16 protein-coding genes are annotated in these 16,585 nt (G+C 51.0%); 9 read left to right on the top strand and 7 right to left on the bottom strand.

What is annotated here, in order from left to right; translation table 11 throughout:
* The first annotated feature begins 1 nt into the window (after position 1).
* On the top strand, positions 2–1,669 hold the full coding sequence (locus tag G9Q38_RS05795) for a thiamine pyrophosphate-binding protein (protein ID WP_166128765.1): 1,668 nt from the start codon (positions 2–4) through the stop codon (positions 1,667–1,669).
* 35 nt (positions 1,670–1,704) lie between these two features.
* On the opposite strand, the gene G9Q38_RS05800 is transcribed toward G9Q38_RS05795, so the two are convergent.
* Entirely contained in the window at positions 1,705–2,427 is a 723-nt protein-coding gene (locus G9Q38_RS05800) for a GntR family transcriptional regulator (RefSeq protein ID WP_166128768.1), read from the bottom strand.
* A gap of 216 nt (positions 2,428–2,643) precedes the next feature.
* Here G9Q38_RS05800 and G9Q38_RS05805 point away from each other — a divergent pair, with 216 nt between their 5' ends.
* From G9Q38_RS05805 to G9Q38_RS05830, 6 genes are read left to right on the top strand one after another with little or no spacing between them, the layout of a single operon-like run.
* Positions 2,644–3,819, top strand: a complete 1,176-nt coding sequence (locus G9Q38_RS05805; RefSeq protein WP_166128770.1) for an ABC transporter substrate-binding protein — start codon at positions 2,644–2,646, stop codon at positions 3,817–3,819.
* 14 nt (positions 3,820–3,833) lie between these two features.
* Entirely contained in the window at positions 3,834–4,715 is an 882-nt protein-coding gene (locus G9Q38_RS05810) for a branched-chain amino acid ABC transporter permease (RefSeq protein WP_166128773.1), read from the top strand.
* A gap of 23 nt (positions 4,716–4,738) precedes the next feature.
* Positions 4,739–5,599: a branched-chain amino acid ABC transporter permease gene (locus G9Q38_RS05815; RefSeq protein ID WP_166128776.1), complete on the top strand. Its 861-nt coding sequence runs from the start codon at positions 4,739–4,741 to the stop codon at positions 5,597–5,599.
* Between the two features lie 15 nt (positions 5,600–5,614).
* A complete protein-coding gene (locus tag G9Q38_RS05820; RefSeq protein WP_166128778.1) occupies positions 5,615–6,394 on the top strand; it encodes an ABC transporter ATP-binding protein in 780 nt (259 codons plus the stop codon).
* 3 nt (positions 6,395–6,397) lie between these two features.
* Positions 6,398–7,120, top strand: a complete 723-nt coding sequence (locus G9Q38_RS05825) for an ABC transporter ATP-binding protein (protein ID WP_166128781.1) — start codon at positions 6,398–6,400, stop codon at positions 7,118–7,120.
* The gene (locus tag G9Q38_RS05830) at positions 7,117–7,890 is read left to right on the top strand and encodes an SDR family NAD(P)-dependent oxidoreductase (RefSeq protein WP_166128784.1); all 774 of its coding nucleotides are present in this window, start codon (positions 7,117–7,119) and stop codon (positions 7,888–7,890) included. The genes G9Q38_RS05825 and G9Q38_RS05830 overlap by 4 nt, the downstream gene beginning before the upstream one ends.
* On the opposite strand, the gene G9Q38_RS05835 is transcribed toward G9Q38_RS05830, so the two are convergent.
* From G9Q38_RS05835 to G9Q38_RS05850, 4 genes are all read right to left on the bottom strand, one after another.
* Positions 7,891–8,874 (bottom strand): META domain-containing protein, encoded by a 984-nt coding sequence (locus G9Q38_RS05835; protein ID WP_166128786.1) that lies wholly within the window; start codon positions 8,872–8,874, stop codon positions 7,891–7,893.
* 36 nt (positions 8,875–8,910) lie between these two features.
* The gene (locus tag G9Q38_RS05840) at positions 8,911–10,062 is read right to left on the bottom strand and encodes a GGDEF domain-containing protein (protein WP_166128788.1); all 1,152 of its coding nucleotides are present in this window, start codon (positions 10,060–10,062) and stop codon (positions 8,911–8,913) included.
* Positions 10,059–11,723, bottom strand: a complete 1,665-nt coding sequence (locus G9Q38_RS05845; RefSeq protein WP_166128791.1) for a cation:proton antiporter — start codon at positions 11,721–11,723, stop codon at positions 10,059–10,061. Before G9Q38_RS05845 ends, G9Q38_RS05840 begins: the two co-directional genes overlap by 4 nt.
* 74 nt (positions 11,724–11,797) lie before the next feature.
* Positions 11,798–13,411: an FAD-dependent monooxygenase gene (locus G9Q38_RS05850; protein WP_166128794.1), complete on the bottom strand. Its 1,614-nt coding sequence runs from the start codon at positions 13,409–13,411 to the stop codon at positions 11,798–11,800.
* A 156-nt stretch (positions 13,412–13,567) separates the two neighbouring features.
* Here G9Q38_RS05850 and G9Q38_RS05855 point away from each other — a divergent pair, with 156 nt between their 5' ends.
* Positions 13,568–14,512: an AraC family transcriptional regulator gene (locus G9Q38_RS05855; protein WP_166128797.1), complete on the top strand. Its 945-nt coding sequence runs from the start codon at positions 13,568–13,570 to the stop codon at positions 14,510–14,512.
* Here the strand turns inward: G9Q38_RS05855 and G9Q38_RS05860 are convergent.
* Positions 14,502–15,542 carry a sensor domain-containing diguanylate cyclase gene (locus G9Q38_RS05860; RefSeq protein ID WP_166128799.1) on the bottom strand — a complete coding sequence of 347 codons (1,041 nt, stop codon included), beginning with the start codon at positions 15,540–15,542 and terminating at the stop codon, positions 14,502–14,504. The two genes, G9Q38_RS05855 and G9Q38_RS05860, sit on opposite strands and share 11 nt — an antisense overlap.
* Positions 15,543–15,671: 129 nt before the next feature.
* Here G9Q38_RS05860 and G9Q38_RS05865 point away from each other — a divergent pair, with 129 nt between their 5' ends.
* Positions 15,672–16,007: a DMT family transporter gene (locus tag G9Q38_RS05865; RefSeq protein ID WP_166128802.1), complete on the top strand. Its 336-nt coding sequence runs from the start codon at positions 15,672–15,674 to the stop codon at positions 16,005–16,007.
* 7 nt (positions 16,008–16,014) lie between these two features.
* On the opposite strand, the gene G9Q38_RS05870 is transcribed toward G9Q38_RS05865, so the two are convergent.
* A complete protein-coding gene (locus G9Q38_RS05870) occupies positions 16,015–16,461 on the bottom strand; it encodes an OsmC family protein (protein WP_166128805.1) in 447 nt (148 codons plus the stop codon).
* Positions 16,462–16,585 lie beyond the last annotated feature (124 nt).

The following is a 16,585-nucleotide window of genomic DNA, read 5'->3' on the forward strand; positions in this document are numbered from 1 at the left end:
TATGACCGGAACTTCTATATCCAGGACGGGCGCGCGTGTTCTCGTTGATCAATTGAAAGTGCACGGAGCGGATAAGGTTTTCTGCGTACCGGGCGAAAGTTATCTTTCGGTTCTTGACGCTTTTCATGATGTTGATTCAATTCAACTCGTGGTGACGCGTCATGAGGCTGGTGCATGTAATATGGCTGACGCCTATGGGAAACTGACAGGAAAACCGGGTATCTGCTTCGTGACGCGTGGGCCAGGTGCAACGCATGCGAGCATTGGAGTGCATACGGCGATGCAAGACAGCACGCCGTTGATCTTGTTCATAGGCCAAGTACAACGAAGTTCGTTCGAAAAAGAGGCATTTCAGGAAATTGATTATCGACAGATGTTCGGGGCGATGGCGAAATGGGTTGTCCAAATCGATGATGCTGATCGTATTCCGGAGTTTGTCGCGCGGGCTTTTCATACAGCCACATCGGGGCGTCCAGGCCCTGTTGTGATCGCGTTGCCGGAAGATATGCTGTTAGACGAAGTTTCAGTCGAGGATACGCCGCCTTATGCGGTGACTCAAGCGTATCCGTCGCCGAACCAGTTGAACCAATTTGAAACGTTGCTTAATCAGGCGCAGAGGCCTCTGGTGATTGCAGGCGGCAGTACCTGGACCTTCGAGGCGACCCAGTTATTAGAACAGTTTGCGATGCGTCACCATCTGCCGGTCTGTTCAGCTTTTCGAAGTCAGGATTATTTTGATAACAATCACCCCTTATACGCCGGGCATGTGGGGTTGGCGATTAATCCGAAACTGGCTGAGCGCGTACGCGAGGCTGATTTGTTGATTGTGTTGGGCGATCGGCTGAGTGAGGCTACCTCGGGTACATATAGCCTGGTTACGTCTCCTGTGCCTCGGCAAAAACTGATTCACGTTCATCCGGATGCATTGGAGATTGGTCGTGTGTTTCAACCGACTTTGGGGATTGTGTCTGGAATGATGCAATGTATGGAAGCGTTGGTGACGTTGCCCGCCAGTTCGGCACAAGGTGCATGGACAGAGTGGGCTGGTAAAGCGCGTCAGGATTATGAGTCGCATATATTTCCAGGCTCGATATCCTCTGGGGTGGATTTGGCGCAAGCTATTATTGCGTTGCGGGAAGTGTTGCCGGACGATGCGATTGTATGTAATGGAGCAGGTAATTACACCGCCTGGTTGCACCGTTATTTTAAATATCGTGGCTATCGAACCCAATTGGCGCCGGTTAATGGTGCGATGGGTTACGGTGTGCCGGCAGCGGTTGCCGCCAAAGTTGTTCATCCCGAGCGTGTGGTGGTTGCCGTGGCCGGAGACGGCTGCTTTATGATGAGTGCTCAAGAACTGGCGACCGCCCGACTATACAACTTGAATCCGATTTTTATTGTTGTCAATAACGGCATATTTGGAACCATTCGTATGCATCAGGAACGTGATTATCCCGGACGCGTTATCGGTACGACGTTGGCTAATCCGGATTTTGTGACGTTGGCTGAATCGTATGGGGCATACGCGGAACGAGTGGAAACGAATGAGGCGTTTCGCCCGGCGCTTGAACGCGCATTGAAGCAATCCGTAGCGTCAGTGATTGAATTAGTGACCGATCCTAATATGATTTCGCCAAGTACAACGATTCAAACTTTGCGGGGCGGCTAAAAGGGATTTTTTGGGATATTCTGCTGAACGATAAGTTATCGGCTCGCAAGATCGATGCCGAATGAAAACTTATGCCGGCTACCGCGAAAGTAAATCTCAGGGACGTCAATTAATCGGCCGCCTTCTTCATAGAGCAGGGCGGTAAAAAACAGAACAGGTTCCATCGCCGGGATATTCAATTTTTTTGAGACGTCGATGGGTGCGGCCATGGCTTCTATGCTGATCTCTACGTTCAGTAGCGAGATATCCATATTTTCGCGCAGTATGCGAAACATGGGATAGCGCTTGAGTTGGGAAATGGGTATGCCTTTGCCGTATTCGGGAACAATGTAATGGTTGGTAAAGCTGATTGGAACACCGTCTTTTTTTACTAGTCTTTGAATGAACATCAATTCCTTTTCCTGCGAAAAAGCATTGCTGAGATGTTCCGGTACAGGAATGATTTTGCGGTCCAGGATTTCCGTTTCGTTGTTGAACTCTTCCGAGAACATCATGTCGAGCGTGGACAGCGATTTGGATTTGGTGAGGTGCGAAGGTAATTCGGAAACAAAAGTTCCTTTTCCTCTTTTGCGTGTGATCAGATGCTCTTCTTCCAGCGCTTTAAGTGCCCGCTGAACCGTGATAACACTAATTTTGTAATCGGATGCAAATTGAACCTCGGTGGGTAGCTTGGTTCCAGGAGGGTAGGTGCCACGAATGATTTCGCCTCGAAGGTGCTGAGCCAACTGGTAAGTAATGGGCAGTTTGTCTGAGAACATATCTTTAGGGCATTTAGGGCGGAAGAATGGGTAGGTTTATACCCGCATTTTCATTTTTTTTTCTTGACAGCAAGTATACTTCATAATAACTTACATATATGTATAGATGTATACATGTTTATGGTTAATGACGAAAGGAGTCAAGAGGAAAAGTCGGTTCTGGTTGGTCGGATGCAAGGTTGACATAATTAAAGACAGTGATAGGAGACAACAATCATGAAACATGCAAAAAAGAGTTTTGCGAAGTTGCTGCTTGGTTTGGCGTGCGCGGCTTCATTCGGTTTTGGCGCAATGCTGCCTGCGCAAGCGGCTGACGAGGGTCCTCGGAAAATAGGTTTTCTGATGCCACTGACGGGCGGTGCCGGTAAATTGGGCGAAATGATGATGCAGGGCAGTACCCTGGCAGTCGAGGAAATAAATTCCAAGCACGGTGGTGCGGGAGGACGGAATGTTCAGCTCTTACCGGAGGACAGTCAAGCAACGGCGCGTGTGAGTATTTCCGGGTTTAAAAGGTTGTCCGATCTCGAAGATGCCGAGGTGGTGATTACCGGATGGACCTCGGTTGTCGCCGCAGTTGCCCCGCTTGCACAAACGGAGAAAGTGATGCTTATTTCGGCAAGCACGGCATCTCCGGCGATCAGGGGTGTTTCTCCTTATTTTCAGTCGACCTGGATGTTCGACGATGAGACCGTCCGTTTATTGCTCCCTTATGCAAAAGAACATTTGGGCGTAGAGCGCTTGGGAGTTATGACTGTTGTCAGCGACTTGGGCAATGCGCTGGCCAAGTCTGTGAAAGAGGAGTGGAAGAAACTGGGAGGCACGCTTGCAGGAGAGGGGATTCACCAGCAGGATGAATCAAATTTCCGCCCAATTTTATTGAAGCTTCTGGCTACTAATCCTGATGCGATCTACATTACGGGTTCCGTCGGGCGGCAATCTGCTCAGATTGTCCGGCAAGCTAGAGAGCTGGGCTACAAAGGTAAGTTTTTGAGTTACGGCGCATTTGAAGACCCTGAGATTCAAGCTTTGGGTGAATTGGCGGATGGCGCTTATTATGCATCCCCTTCGTTTGAGGTAACGAGCGATGCTCCGAAGACAAAAGCGTTCGTCGATGCATTCAAAGCCAAGCATGATCGTTTGCCGAATGTACACCAGGCCAACCATTACGATTTAATCTACCTGTATAAAACGGTCGTTGATGCGTTAGCCGAAAAGGGGTCAGAGGTAACGGGCACCACATTCCGTGACTACATGGTAAAGGAAATGCCGACTTATACCGGGGCGGCAGGGACATACCGCTTTGATTACTCGGATGGCAGCGTGGTTCGTCCTACTTCGCTGAAAACGCTGAAAGATGGTCAGTTTGTAAAAGTTGCTGATCTCGTTGAATAACAGGTTGTTAATAAATGGATCAAGCGACTCTGTTGGTTAATTTGCTGACCGATGGTATCAGCACGGGGGCGTTGTACGCCCTCGTTGCGATCGGTTTCTCGTTGTTATGGTGGCTGGCTGATCTCATCCACCTCGCGCATGGCGCTGTTGTCATTGCAGCAGGCTATGCCGGTTATGTAGCAATTGCTGTCCTAGGCTTGCCTTTTTGGGGTGGTATCTGTTTTGCGATTGTCGTTGCAGTTGTGCTGGGATTGCTGATCCAGCAGTTTGCATATCAGAACATGATTAAACGCGGTGCGGGGGAGATGGGTTTGTTGACTATCTCGCTCGGTTTATTAATTAGCCTCGAATACATCGTTATTTTGGTCTTTGGGCCCGAGGGCGTCCGTTTGGATGCCTTCCAGTTACGCTCACCGGTTTTCCCGGGAAGTGGCTACATACTGGATTTGTTTTCCTTAATCGTCGTCAGTTCGGTTCTGATCATATTTGTTGCACTCTTTCTATTCATCAAGTATTCCGATACGGGAAAGCGAATGCGCGCCGTGGCTGAGAACGTCGAGTTGGCTCGCGCTCTGGGCATTAGCACCCGGACGGTCACGATGACCGTTGCTGCGCTGTCAGCAGCATTGGTTGCGCCGGCATCGTTCGTGTATCTGTTTGACCGGGGTGTTGAACCGCATGATGCGATGCACATTATTTTGATGGCGGCGATTGTGGCCATTATGGGTGGGCGCGGATCCTTGTCGGGCGCATTGCTTGCCGGGCTCATTGTGGGCGTTGCGGAAAGCGTCATGGTGTGGTTTTTCGCGGCGGGCTGGCGTGAAGTCATGACCTTCACGCTGCTTTATGTCGTTTTGCTCTTCCGGCCTCAGGGTCTGTTCGGCAAGTCGCGTTAAACAACCCCTGAAAGAGTTAAGTTATGGACTATGTGCTTCATTTAATTACAACGGCAGCCATTTTTGGGATATTGGCTTTGTCGCTTGATATTTTGGTTGGGCTGGCAGGGTTGATGTCGCTGGCGGCGGCTGTATTCTTCGGTATCGGCGCCTACTCAACTGGTTTGTTAATGCAGCAAGGTTATTCCCCTTTAAGCGCACAACTATTTGGCATGTTAGTTGCGGCGGTGGTAAGCATGATTATTGCGTTTCCCGCAGTTCGTGTTAAAGGAATTTATTTCCTGATAGTAACGATCGCAGTGCAAATGGTGTTTACCGTGCTGCTTCAAAATTGGCGGGATGTAACGGGCGGGGATGCCGGAATATCGGGTATTACTCCTTACGCGTTGTTTGGCTATGAGTTTGGTAGAACCGGGTTTGCGCTATTTACGGTCGCACTGGCGGTGCTCACGCTGATTTTTTTGTTGCGCCTCGCAGCCACGCCTTTTGGTCAGCTATTGCAAGCTATTAGAGATGACGAGTTAGGCGCGGCTTCACTCGGGAAAAATGTTGCACGGGCTAAATTGGTTGCTATTGCGTTATCAAGTGCCATTGCGGCTGCTGCAGGCTCGTTCTTCGCACACTACTCTGCTTATATCGATCCGTTGAGTTTTGATATTGGCGTTTCAATATTTGCGTTGTTAATTGTTATGTTTGGCGGTGCGGGAACGCTGGTTGGGCCCTTGGTAGCCGCCGTCATTCTGTGTTTCTTGCCCGAGTTATTAAAGTTTCTACCCTTGTCGCCAACGACCGCAGCACCGGCGCGGCAGTTGGTTTATGGCTTGCTGTTGGTGCTGGTAGTGTATTTCCGCCCTCAAGGTTTGTTTGGAAGTGCCCATCGATAAAGGTTAAGGATAAAAATGGTTCAGTCAGTACACAACCCTGCAAGTCCCTTAACTGTTCGGGATATACATAAAAGTTTTGCTGGTATTCATGTGTTGAACGGGGTGTCGTTCAGCGTTGAGCCTGGCACTGTTACTGCTTTGGTAGGCTCTAATGGAGCAGGAAAGTCTACATTGATTAATGTAATGGCGGGGGTATTCCCAGCTGATCAAGGTGAGGTTTACGTGAATGGTCGGCATGTGACGGCGCAAGCAATGCACGAGCGCGTAGCAGCCGGATTTATGCGTACTTTTCAGCATCCGAGGGTATTCCGTTCGTTTACAGTGGCGCGTTGTATTGATTTCGCCCACGCGTCAGCTCAAGAGGAAACGCTTTGGTATTCGTTGGGTCAGGCTTTGGGGTTTCGTTCGCGTACGAGGCAGCGTCCGGAGCTTGATATGGCAATTCCCGCCCTGGAGCCCATACTGGCCAAGCAAGATGCGCAAGCCGGCGATCTGAGCTATGGCGAACAAAAGTTATTAATGTTGGCTCAGGCTCTGGCAACGGATAGTTCAGTCTTGTTCTTCGACGAGTTATGCGCCGGCTTGGAGCCTGCGATGGTTGACGAAGTGCGCGCGTGTATTCGGCTATTGGCGCAAGCACAGCGAACCATTGTTTTTGTGGAACATAATCTTGCTCTGGTTAAGTCGTTAGCCGATCGCGTTATTTTTTTGCATCAGGGAGAAATATTCAGAGATGGCGCAACCGATGACGTTTTACAGGACGATGAGGTTATCAAGCTATATCTGGGGCAATAACACATGAATCAGGAAATTCTTGCTACAGACCAATTGAAGGCGGGTTATGGCGGCGCGACGGTTCTTCGGGATGTCTCGGTAACGATGAGTTATCGTGAGGTTGTCGGTTTGATCGGACCCAACGGAGCGGGGAAAACAACCACATTAAAAGCGATTTCAGGATTGGTTAACCCCGACTCCGGCGAACTGACATACCAAGGCGTTTCGCTTCTCAAGATGTCGCCTTTGCAACGACGTTTGAATGGTATTTCTTACGTTCCCCAAGAGCGGAATGTTTTCCCAAATTTAACCGTTCTCGAAAACTTTGAGACGGCGTTTGGTATTGCCGGCCGTCACAAAGTGAGTCATGGTCTTTTCAAAGAACGTTTGGAATTCTTGTACGAGCTTTTTCCCCGGCTGGCCGAGCGTCAGTCTCAGGCGGCGGGCTCTATGAGTGGTGGTGAGCAACGAATGGTGGCAATTGGCATTGGGCTGATATTGCCGCCTCAGGTACTTTTGCTGGATGAACCAACGACCGGGCTTGCGCCTCACATGGTGAAATCGTTAATGGGGACGATTCATTCTTTATGTAAAGACCAGAACATTTCCATTTTGATTATTGAGCAGAACATTATGTCGATGGTTGATATTGTGGATCGCCTTTACGTGATGAAAGATGGTGTTTCACGAGAGTATGACGGGGACCCCCGCAGCATTGGTCAGAAGAATATTTGGGAGTATTTATGAGCGAACCTTTCAATCCTGGGCTGAAAGGTAAAACTGTGATCGTGACAGGTGGCGCCGCAGGTATTGGTAAAAGCATGTCCGAAGGGTTTTACCAGCGTGGTGCAAACGTTGTTATTGCCGACTTGAAAGACGCTGTATCGGCAGCCAAAAGTATCGATCCGACGGAGCAGAAGGTGCGTGGCGTCGAGGTGGACGTTCGATCGGAGGCCTCGATTCAGGCGGCTATTGCACAAACGTTATCCTGTTTTGAGCGTATCGATGTTTTGGTCAATAACGCCGGTATTGCAACGGGTATTCCGCCGCGCCCCTTCCATGAGATCGATCCAGAAGAGTGGAAGAATGTGTATGACGTTAACGTGATTGGTATTTTCAGAAGCTGCCGTGCTGTTGTTCCGTTCATGGAAAAAAATGGGGGCGGGCGTATTATTAATATTGCGTCTGCGGCTGCGTTCAAGGGAGTGCCTTACTTGTTGCACTATGTGTCGAGTAAAGGTGCGGTGTTAGCCATGACGAAAAGCTTGGCGAAAGAGTTAGGCGAAAAGAACATTCTTGTTAACGCTGTGGCGCCAGGGTTTACGTTAAGCGAGTCAGTGTTGAGTAACGAAGGACAAATGACTCGCTCAAAGGGTATTTCACTGCAGGGGCGCGCCATTGCTCGGGAGCAATATCCCGCAGATGTAGTGGGTGCCGTATTGTTTTTCGCATCGAATGATGCTGCGTTTATTACCGGACAAACCCTGGTTGTCGATGGTGGAACTTATTTGCACTAGCTATAAGGCCTTCACCTGCGCAGTCGCCCGAATTTCACCTTCGGGTGTGTTCAATATCAAAGTGTCGGCGGTATCGAAAGATATCCCGTTTACGTTTTGCAGCTGCCCAAGAAAGGTGTTTTCCTGAGTCATAAGCTTTTCGCTGCATGCCATGCGAGTGCTGCCCAGGCCTTTTATTTGCATGCCTTCTCCGGTGAGTGTGTACTCGCCAAAGAAGCGGTTGCACCCGGTGCTGCCGGCTATGCGGTTATTGGGCATGAAATGGATCTCCGGCCTTGTCTGCGCGTTTATTTCATGGCCGTTTAACTGCGCAACCCGCCAGGTTGCCCCTTGAAGTAATCGGTTTGGATCACCACCACAACCTTGCCATGTGTTTGATTGGTATTGCAGTTCGGCTTGTTGCGGATAAGGCACGCCGCTCATGGTGTCAACGCATAACGCTTCTTCCACCGTTAGCCTGAGCATATTGGCTCCACTGCCCGCTTCAAGGGTTTGGCCCTCTTTTCGCGTGTCGCTGATTTGGGCATCTTGCGTAAGCGGCGCTTTGCCTGGTCGTGTCAGGGTGGCTTCCCAGCCGTCAAAGGTAACATTCCAAAATGGCTCGTTTCCAGAGGCCTTATAGGGCGGAATAAGGGTACCGGCGGGAGCGCAAACAGGTAGCGCCTGGTCTGACCAGGTAATGTTGGCCAACACACCTTTGCCCCAGAACTCTGTTGTGGGGTCGTCCGGGGCGACATAACGCGCGCCCGACGCTGCAATGGCGGGCATCAAAATGCGGCTTTCATCGTTGATGACTAATTCAAGGACGTCGCCCAGGAACCGGTATTGCACGGGTTGACGGGCACAATATAGGGTTTCGAATGGGTGCGTTGTTTGTGAAATTTCGGTGACACGCAAAGTGGGTTGTGGCGCCCCTGTGGTTGTTGCGAAGGCTGCTTGACCAAACACTCCGGCAATGAGCGCAATGGCGAGTTTCAGAAGCATAAAAAAACCTCGTTGATGACAGAAAATTAATCACGTTCAGTTGCTTTGCGCAACTTCGATGCGGTCGCGGCCTTGGCCTTTTGCACGGTATAGTGCTTTGTCGGCGCGAATTAGCAGGCTATCGGTATTTTCCACTTCGGTCAGGGTGGTGGCAACCCCAATGCTGGCGGTGTATGGCGGCAGGTTACGAGGTTGGTGCAGTGCCGTGCGAATACGTTCAGCAATCTCAATCGCGGTTCCGCTATCGGTCTCGGGCAACAAAACGACAAACTCTTCGCCGCCGTATCGCCCCAAGACATCGTTAGGGCGCAAGACGGAACGTACCGTGTCGCAAAAATCCACAATGATTTGATCACCGAAATGATGTCCGTAAGCATCGTTGATTTGTTTGAAGTTATCTAGATCAAGAATAAGGACGGACACCGGCTTTCCCGATTTGCGGTTGTTGGATAACTCTGCTTCGGTTTTTTCGAAGAAGGCGCGGCGTGTCAGGGCTGCCGACAATTCATCGTGCTCTGCGTTGTATAGCAGTATTTCTCTGAGGCGCTCGTTAATCATCAGGATGAACCCCAGTGTGCCGATAAAAAATGTCACGCTGAAGGCGCCCAGGTAGAGAACCTGAAATCTGCTTAAATCAAAAAAAGTATTGGGTTGGTCAAGATTTAAAGTCACACTAAGGGCACGCAAAAAACACGTGACGGCGCCCAACAGAAATGACGCACCCGCTACAACACGACCTGTTGTAATAGGGCGGCCGTGCAATGCCAGGCAGCCGAGTCCGGCCAGAATGAGCGCCAGAAGGCCGGCAACAAAAACCAGGCGAAATTGAAAATTAGGCTGAATAAATGTGAACCAGACTATAACGGTGGTAAAGGCGACTGTGGCGATGCCGATGAGTCCATGGTGTCTTAGCCGACGACCGTGATAATGCAGTAATCCACTGATCATGAGCAGCAGGCTGATGATTAAGAGTAGGTTGGCCAGCACAACGCTGAACAAAGGGTGCAGTTGCCCTCGGAAATTGAAGAGCAAGCTACAAATCAGGAATGTCCAGATACCGATTGTCCAACTGTTGACACCCCGAACGGTTGCGGAAAAGCTTTGGCGCATTGCCAGAAGGATGAGTGCACTCAGTGCTGTGAGCACACTGATGACGAAGACTAATGTGCGCGGTTCGATAAAGTTCATTGGGTTTGCGTGGCACAAGCCTTTGTATGAATGAGTTGGGTCATGGATTCAATGGTGTAATCAACCGCATCGTTAATGGGGAAGAATACTTTGGTAGCGCCGAGCTGCTCGAGAAGATGACGGTAGTGCTCGTCGCGGGCCACAATCGCAATTTGTTCCTGAGGGTAATGCTTATGCAAAATGCGTAGCAGATTCATGTTCGCTTCCAGGTCCGGCAAAGTGCTGATGACCCAGGTTTCAGGATGCAATGGCAGTGTTTCAATAAATTCTTCGTCGGCCCCGTCGCCGTAGTGCACGGGAATGCCGTGGCGCCGGTTTGCTTGTGCGGTTTGTGGGTCGAAATCGACACCTACGACTTTCAGGCCGGCATGCTTCAAGCCATGCGCCAAACGTGTGCCGTATCGCCCTAAGCCGAACACAATAACGTCGGGCCGTATTTCGTTGCCGCCGTCTTGTTCCACCGCCAGTTCACGATATGGGTTGCGACGCTCGAACGGTGACAGTAAAGGGGAAAGTACGCTGTAAAGTTTCTGGGAATACAGAATCATGTAGGTTGATAAAGCAATCGTAATCAGGCCAACCAAGGTGGTGAGTCCGAGTGCGCTTTGACCCACATGGCCCATGGAAATTCCCATGGCGATGAAAATAATAGAGAACTCGCTGATTTGGGCAACGGTTAAGCCGGCCATGAAACCGGTACGTTTTCTATAACCCATGTAGCCCATGATCGCCAGCACAATAAGCGGGTTGCCGATGAGAACGAAGGCAGACAAAATGGCCGACGAAAACAGTTCGTCGCCTAAAATTGTGAAGTCCAGCTGCGACCCAAGGTGAATAAAAAAGAATAGCAGCAGAAAGTCTTTAATGCCTGAAAGCCGGGCGTTAATAGCGTCGCGATAGCCTGAAGATGCCAATGCAAATCCGGCCAGGAATGCCCCAGCCTCTTTGCTAAAGCCCGCCCATTCGCCCACAGCGGCCAGGCCTGTGCCCAGTGCCATGGCAAAAACAAGTAAAAGTTCTTGTGAACGCGCCATGGTGCCGATGACTTGTGGCAGCACCCATTTTACGAGTGCATACATGCAGACCGCTGCTGTAAGTACTTTCAACATCAATAAGCCGACCACCATTGCGTCACTGGTGGTGGTGTGCTCCATGCCAAGCGCACTCATGATCATCATCGCGATCACAACGGCAAGGTCTTGAACAATAAGGAAGCCCACGGCGATACGGCCGTGCAGTGAGTCAAGTTCACGCTTGTCCGAAAGAAGCTTGATGATAATAATCGTGCTGGAGAAGGTTAGGGCGACCGCAACGTAAAGGGCTTCCACGGCGGGCTTGCCCAGTAGCAGGATCAGTGCGAATCCAATGACAATGGTAAAGGTTAACTGGCCCAGGCCGGTTGCCAAAGCAACCGGCCCAAGTTGCCGGACTTGCTTCAAATCGAGCTTCAAGCCGACAAGAAAAAGCAGCACCGTAATACCAATTTGCGCCAGCAGTTCAATTTGGGAGTGTGCAGAAACAAAGCCGAATGCCGCAGGCCCGACAAGAATACCGACAACAATGTACGTGATGATTAACGGTTGCTTAAGCTTAAGCCCAAGGGCGCCGGCAATCGCGGCAATAATCAGTATGAGGGCGAATTCAGCATAAATTTCAGGCATCGTTTTATGTAAACGGTGGGTGTGGGAAATTTATGTTCAGTTTAGGCTATGTTGCACTGAATCTGAACCCTGAATCAACCTTTTCCCATGATGCAGCTCAGCACGTCTTTCATGAAAGGTTCTTGCGCATTTTGATTCGAAGTTGCCTTCCACGCAATAAATCCGTCGGGCCTGATTAGAACGGCCCCGCTTTTGGATACCTGGTACCGATGCGTAAATTGTTCAATCGTTTCGGGGGATACGCCTTGTGGCGTAAGTATGTAGGTGTCGAGTGGAATACCTAGTGTGCCTGCGGCGTGTTGCGCTGCGTTGGCCCAGTTGGTGCCGTCGGGGCCAACCAACAGCGCATGATGTTTTGATGCCAGGTCAAGTACCGAAAACGTATTGTCGTTTTGCGTGAGCAAAAGATGAGGTGCGCGGCTTCCCGGCCTGCCTAATGCAGTGCGTGGGTCTTCGTAAACAAGGTCATGGTCGTTCTCAACCGGCGCAATTGCCGGGGATCGGTACAAATAACCGATTTCCATATTGAGGTCATCAACCAATGGTTGCATGCCTGCGCGGTCACGCTCAGGGTGGATCCTGAGCACATAACGAGTGTAGGCTTGCTCGACGGTTAAGGCTGCTACCGGGCGACGTTCTGTGTCGTAGGTGTCCAGGAGTGTAGGCGCCGCGACACCCTTCAACACCAGTGCCAGTTTCCAGCAAAGGTTGTGCATGTCTTGTACGCCGGTGTTTCCACCGAATCCCCCTGTGGGTGGCATGGTATGGGCCGCGTCACCGGCAAGAAATACGCGCCGGCTTGAAAATGTGGCCGCGACGTCGGCAACGGCGCGCCAACGCGCAATATCTTCGATGGTGATTTTCACATGGGCGTCGCCGATGCCCTCGCGCACCAGCTCTTCGGCCAGCTTGGGGGTGATCGCGTCGGCAATGTTGTGAGCCCCAGGCCGGTGAACGTCGCCCACTGTATTCACCACGAGAAAGCCGGCTTCGCCACTACGCACCATGCGAAAGAACCCACGCAGTTTGTCATTTTTGACGTAGATGACCCCCAGGTTGCGGCCTTCCAGCCAACGGCCGCAATCGGCCTTGAAATAAATTGTGACGCTGTGGGAAAGCTCACCGTGCCCCACCATTTCAATGCCCAGCTGATTGCGAACCGGGCTGCGGTTTCCATCGGCGGCAATCATATATTTTGCGCGGATGGTGTCTTCTTTCCCCGACGGCAGGTCGCGCACGGTTGCAGTGATCCCCTCATCGTCTTGCGTGAAGTTCACAAGCTCGGTGCTATAGCTGAGTTGGGCGCCAAGCGCTTGGGCGTGTTCGCGCAGCAGGGGTTCCAGGCTTTGTTGCGTCATGAAAAGACGCCGGCTGGGGCTGTACTGTTCAACGCCGGCGTTCAGGTTTGCAATGTATTGCGCTATTTCGTTTCCGGCCAGAGATTCAACTGCGCTGATTCCGCCGTCGGGGTCAAACTGCTCTTCCGATGCACGACGAACGGCGTCTTCCAGGCCAATGGCGCGAAAGGCTTCCAGCGTACGCAAATGGAAATGACCGGCGCGCGGATGAATCGCGGTGCCTTGATGGCGTTCGACAGCAAGACACTTTACGTTGTGATGCGCGAGCATGGCAGCGGCGGATAGGCCAACCAGGCTGCCACCCACAATAAGGACATCGGTATGAATCATGATAGCGGAATCAATAAAGTTAGTGATTCAATGAATGTAGGTTGTCAGTGTGCGGTTTGCTATCAAGTTCCTGTCAATCTTTATCAGATTCGGGCTCGGTATTAACCCTAATTTAATGTGCAAGGGGGTATGTAAGTGCAAGCAGAGGCAAGGAATATGTCGGCAGGCAATGGGGAGTTCCCAGCCGCGCAAACGCATAGGATTGCTTCCATGCCAGGTAACCACTTGCTTGTTTCAAGTGAGGGTCGCGGATGGCGCAACCTATATGTGTCGTTGGCAACAGAGCAGCCGTGGTCTGCCACCGTGCGGCCGTTAGATCATATGTGTCTGGCGTATTGTGTTTCGGGTTTTGCTCATATCAAGCGACGAATTTTTGGCACGGGCCAAATGCATGCGGCCGATTTGCTGCCACGCAGTTTTGGCTCGATTCCCTCAGGGGTGGAATCGGGGTGGCAGGTTAACGGCACACCGCAGGTGATGCTGCTTTATTTACGGCGTGCTCTGATAGATCAGGTTGTAAATGAAGTATTTGAAGGCGATGCTCGTCGGGCGGAAATCCGTCCGATTCTGGGGGAAGGGGAGCCTTTGCTGGAACAGCTTTCTTTGGCGGTATTGGCAGGCTTGCGAACGCCATTTAATTTCGATAACCGTCTGTATATCGACACATTGGCCCATACGATCGCGATGCAAGCTTTATATGCCTTGGGAACTGGCGTGATTTCACAGCGTATGGATCGTGCCGCGAAGGGCAGCATTTCATCAGCCGGCGTGCGTCGTGTGCTGGATTACATTGAAACCGCGCTCGACCAGGATTTAACCATTGCTACTTTGGCACGCGTCGCCGACTACAGCCCTCATTTTTTTGCCCGGTCTTTTAAAAAACAGGTTGGGCAGACATTGCATCAGTATGTTTTGCAGCGTCGAATTGAACATGCGAGGCATCTATTGTTGGTGTCGGATCAAGTGGTCGGCCAGATCGCGGCTACGACCGGATTTTCCAGCCAAAGCCACCTTACCAGTTCATTTAAACGGGTCTTTGGAATGACGCCGGCCGCCTTCCGCGCGGAGAACGGCCGCCCGTTTGTTGTCATTAAGCGCTGAAAAGCGTTACGCCGATCCCGTCGCGTTTTGCATGGTACAGCGCCTTGTCGGCTTGGGCGATGTTGTCGTCAAGTGATCGTTGAGGATGAAACCAGGCAAGGCCGACGCTGGCGCTCACCCGTAAGGTTTGTTCAGCATGGGGTAATGGGCTTTTGCTTAAAGCGTCACGCAACCGGTGCCCAATTTTGATGGCCTGTTCGCCTGAACCAGCTTCCAGCAAGGCAATGAATTCGTCTCCTCCCCAGCGGCAAAGGGCGTCTTCAGTTCTTAATACCTGCTTCATGATGCCTGCTGCATGGTTCAAAACGATATCGCCGACCTGATGACCATAGGTATCGTTGATTTGTTTGAAGTTATCAAGGTCGATTAGCATTAAAAGCATGCCACGCTCTTGTTTGTGTTTCAACAGTGACACATGGGCCAGCTTTTCCTCAAAAGCCCGGCGGTTCAGCAGCCCCGTTAAAGGGTCTTCATGGGCCAGGCGTTGCATTTCGCCGCGCGCGTGATTCAATTCGTTTAGAAGCTTGTTTTGTGCCTGGTGTATGCGTCGGTACTCCAGCAATAACATTGTTTGCCGTCGCAAAGCCTTCAATAACTCAATCTGTTCCTCCGTTAAAGTGCGCGGTTGGTAGTCGAGTACGCATAGGGTGCCCAAAGGGAAGCCGTTATGCGATTTGATGAGCGCACCGGCGTAAAAACGCAATGCTTTATTGTTGCCGCTGACCAGGGGATTCACGCGCGTGCGGGCATCGGTGCGCGTGTCTTCAATAATCATAATGTCTTCTTCAAACAAGGCATGCCGACAGATTGAAATATCCAATGGCGTTTCCCGAATACCCAAGCCACGTTCCGCTTTGAACCACTGCCGATCGGCGTCGATGAAGTTAATGACGGCGATTGGTGCGTTGCAAATATAGGCGGCGCAATTGATTAAGTCGGTATAGGCCTGTTCGACTTGCGTATCGAGAATGTCGTAGTCTCGCAAGATCTCAAGTCGACGTTCCTCATTGAACGAGGCGGTTGGGGGCATAAACAAGGCCTGTGCTGGAAGAACAAACGGTCTGTCGGCGTGGCAACGGGCTGCCGGTAGTCGCTACACTGATAAGACTTTTATTTTAATCAATGGTTCAATTGTACATTTTTGTAACAGGGGTTAGGCATGGGTGGCTGGGGCTATGTGTATCTAGGGATCGCTATTGTGGCGGAGGTGGTTGGGACAAGTGCGCTGAAAGCATCAGACCAATTTACGCGGTTATGGCCCAGCGTGTTGACTGTGCTGGGCTATGGCATTGCTTTTTACTTTTTATCGCTAACCCTGAAAACGATTCCCACGGGCATTGCCTACGCGATCTGGTCGGGCATTGGCATTGTGCTGATTTCTTTGGTGGGATGGTGGTACTTTCGCCAGACGCTGGATTGGCCGGCCATTCTGGGCATGGGGTTGATTGTGGCCGGCGTCATTGTCATTAATGTGTTCTCAAAAGCGGTGGCGTAAGTTCCAGTTATTTAAGCTTCTTGCCGTTGGCGTCTGTAATGCTGATATCAATCGGGATGCCTTGCCCAACGCTTTGCGTGACGGTGCAGAACGCTTCAAACTGGGTTAGTACACGTTCAAGATGGCTTAAGTCTTCGGCCGCTGCACCAAGTTGAATGGCGGCATGCATATGGGTGATACGCAATCGTCCTTGTTCGTTGCGCCCAATGGTAGCCGTTACGTCGCACTCAATGGGTTCGGGGTTCCCGTTGTATTTCTTAATGGCAAAAAACAGGGAGTCGCTCAGGCAATTGCCGACAGCTGCGGCAAGAAACTGCGCCGGAGAGGGGCCTTTCCCTTCGCCGATGGGGGGCGGCTCGTCGCCCAGAATGGTGGGCAGGTTGTGGCCGAAGCTGATTTCGAATTGGAAATCTTTCTTTTGCTTGAGTTGAACGGTGACGGATTCGTTGGACATGTTGAGGTTCCTTAATTTTTTCGTTATTAATGATAACCCTCAAGGGCTTTTTTTTGCCAGATCTGTGTTTGGTTTGCAGAACATTGAGTTTGTCAACGGGGACCAAGAAGACTTGGTATCATTA

Origin of the sequence: Pusillimonas sp. DMV24BSW_D (genome assembly GCF_011388195.1) — a bacterium.
Classification (GTDB): Bacteria; Pseudomonadota; Gammaproteobacteria; order Burkholderiales; family Burkholderiaceae_B; genus Neopusillimonas; species Neopusillimonas aestuarii.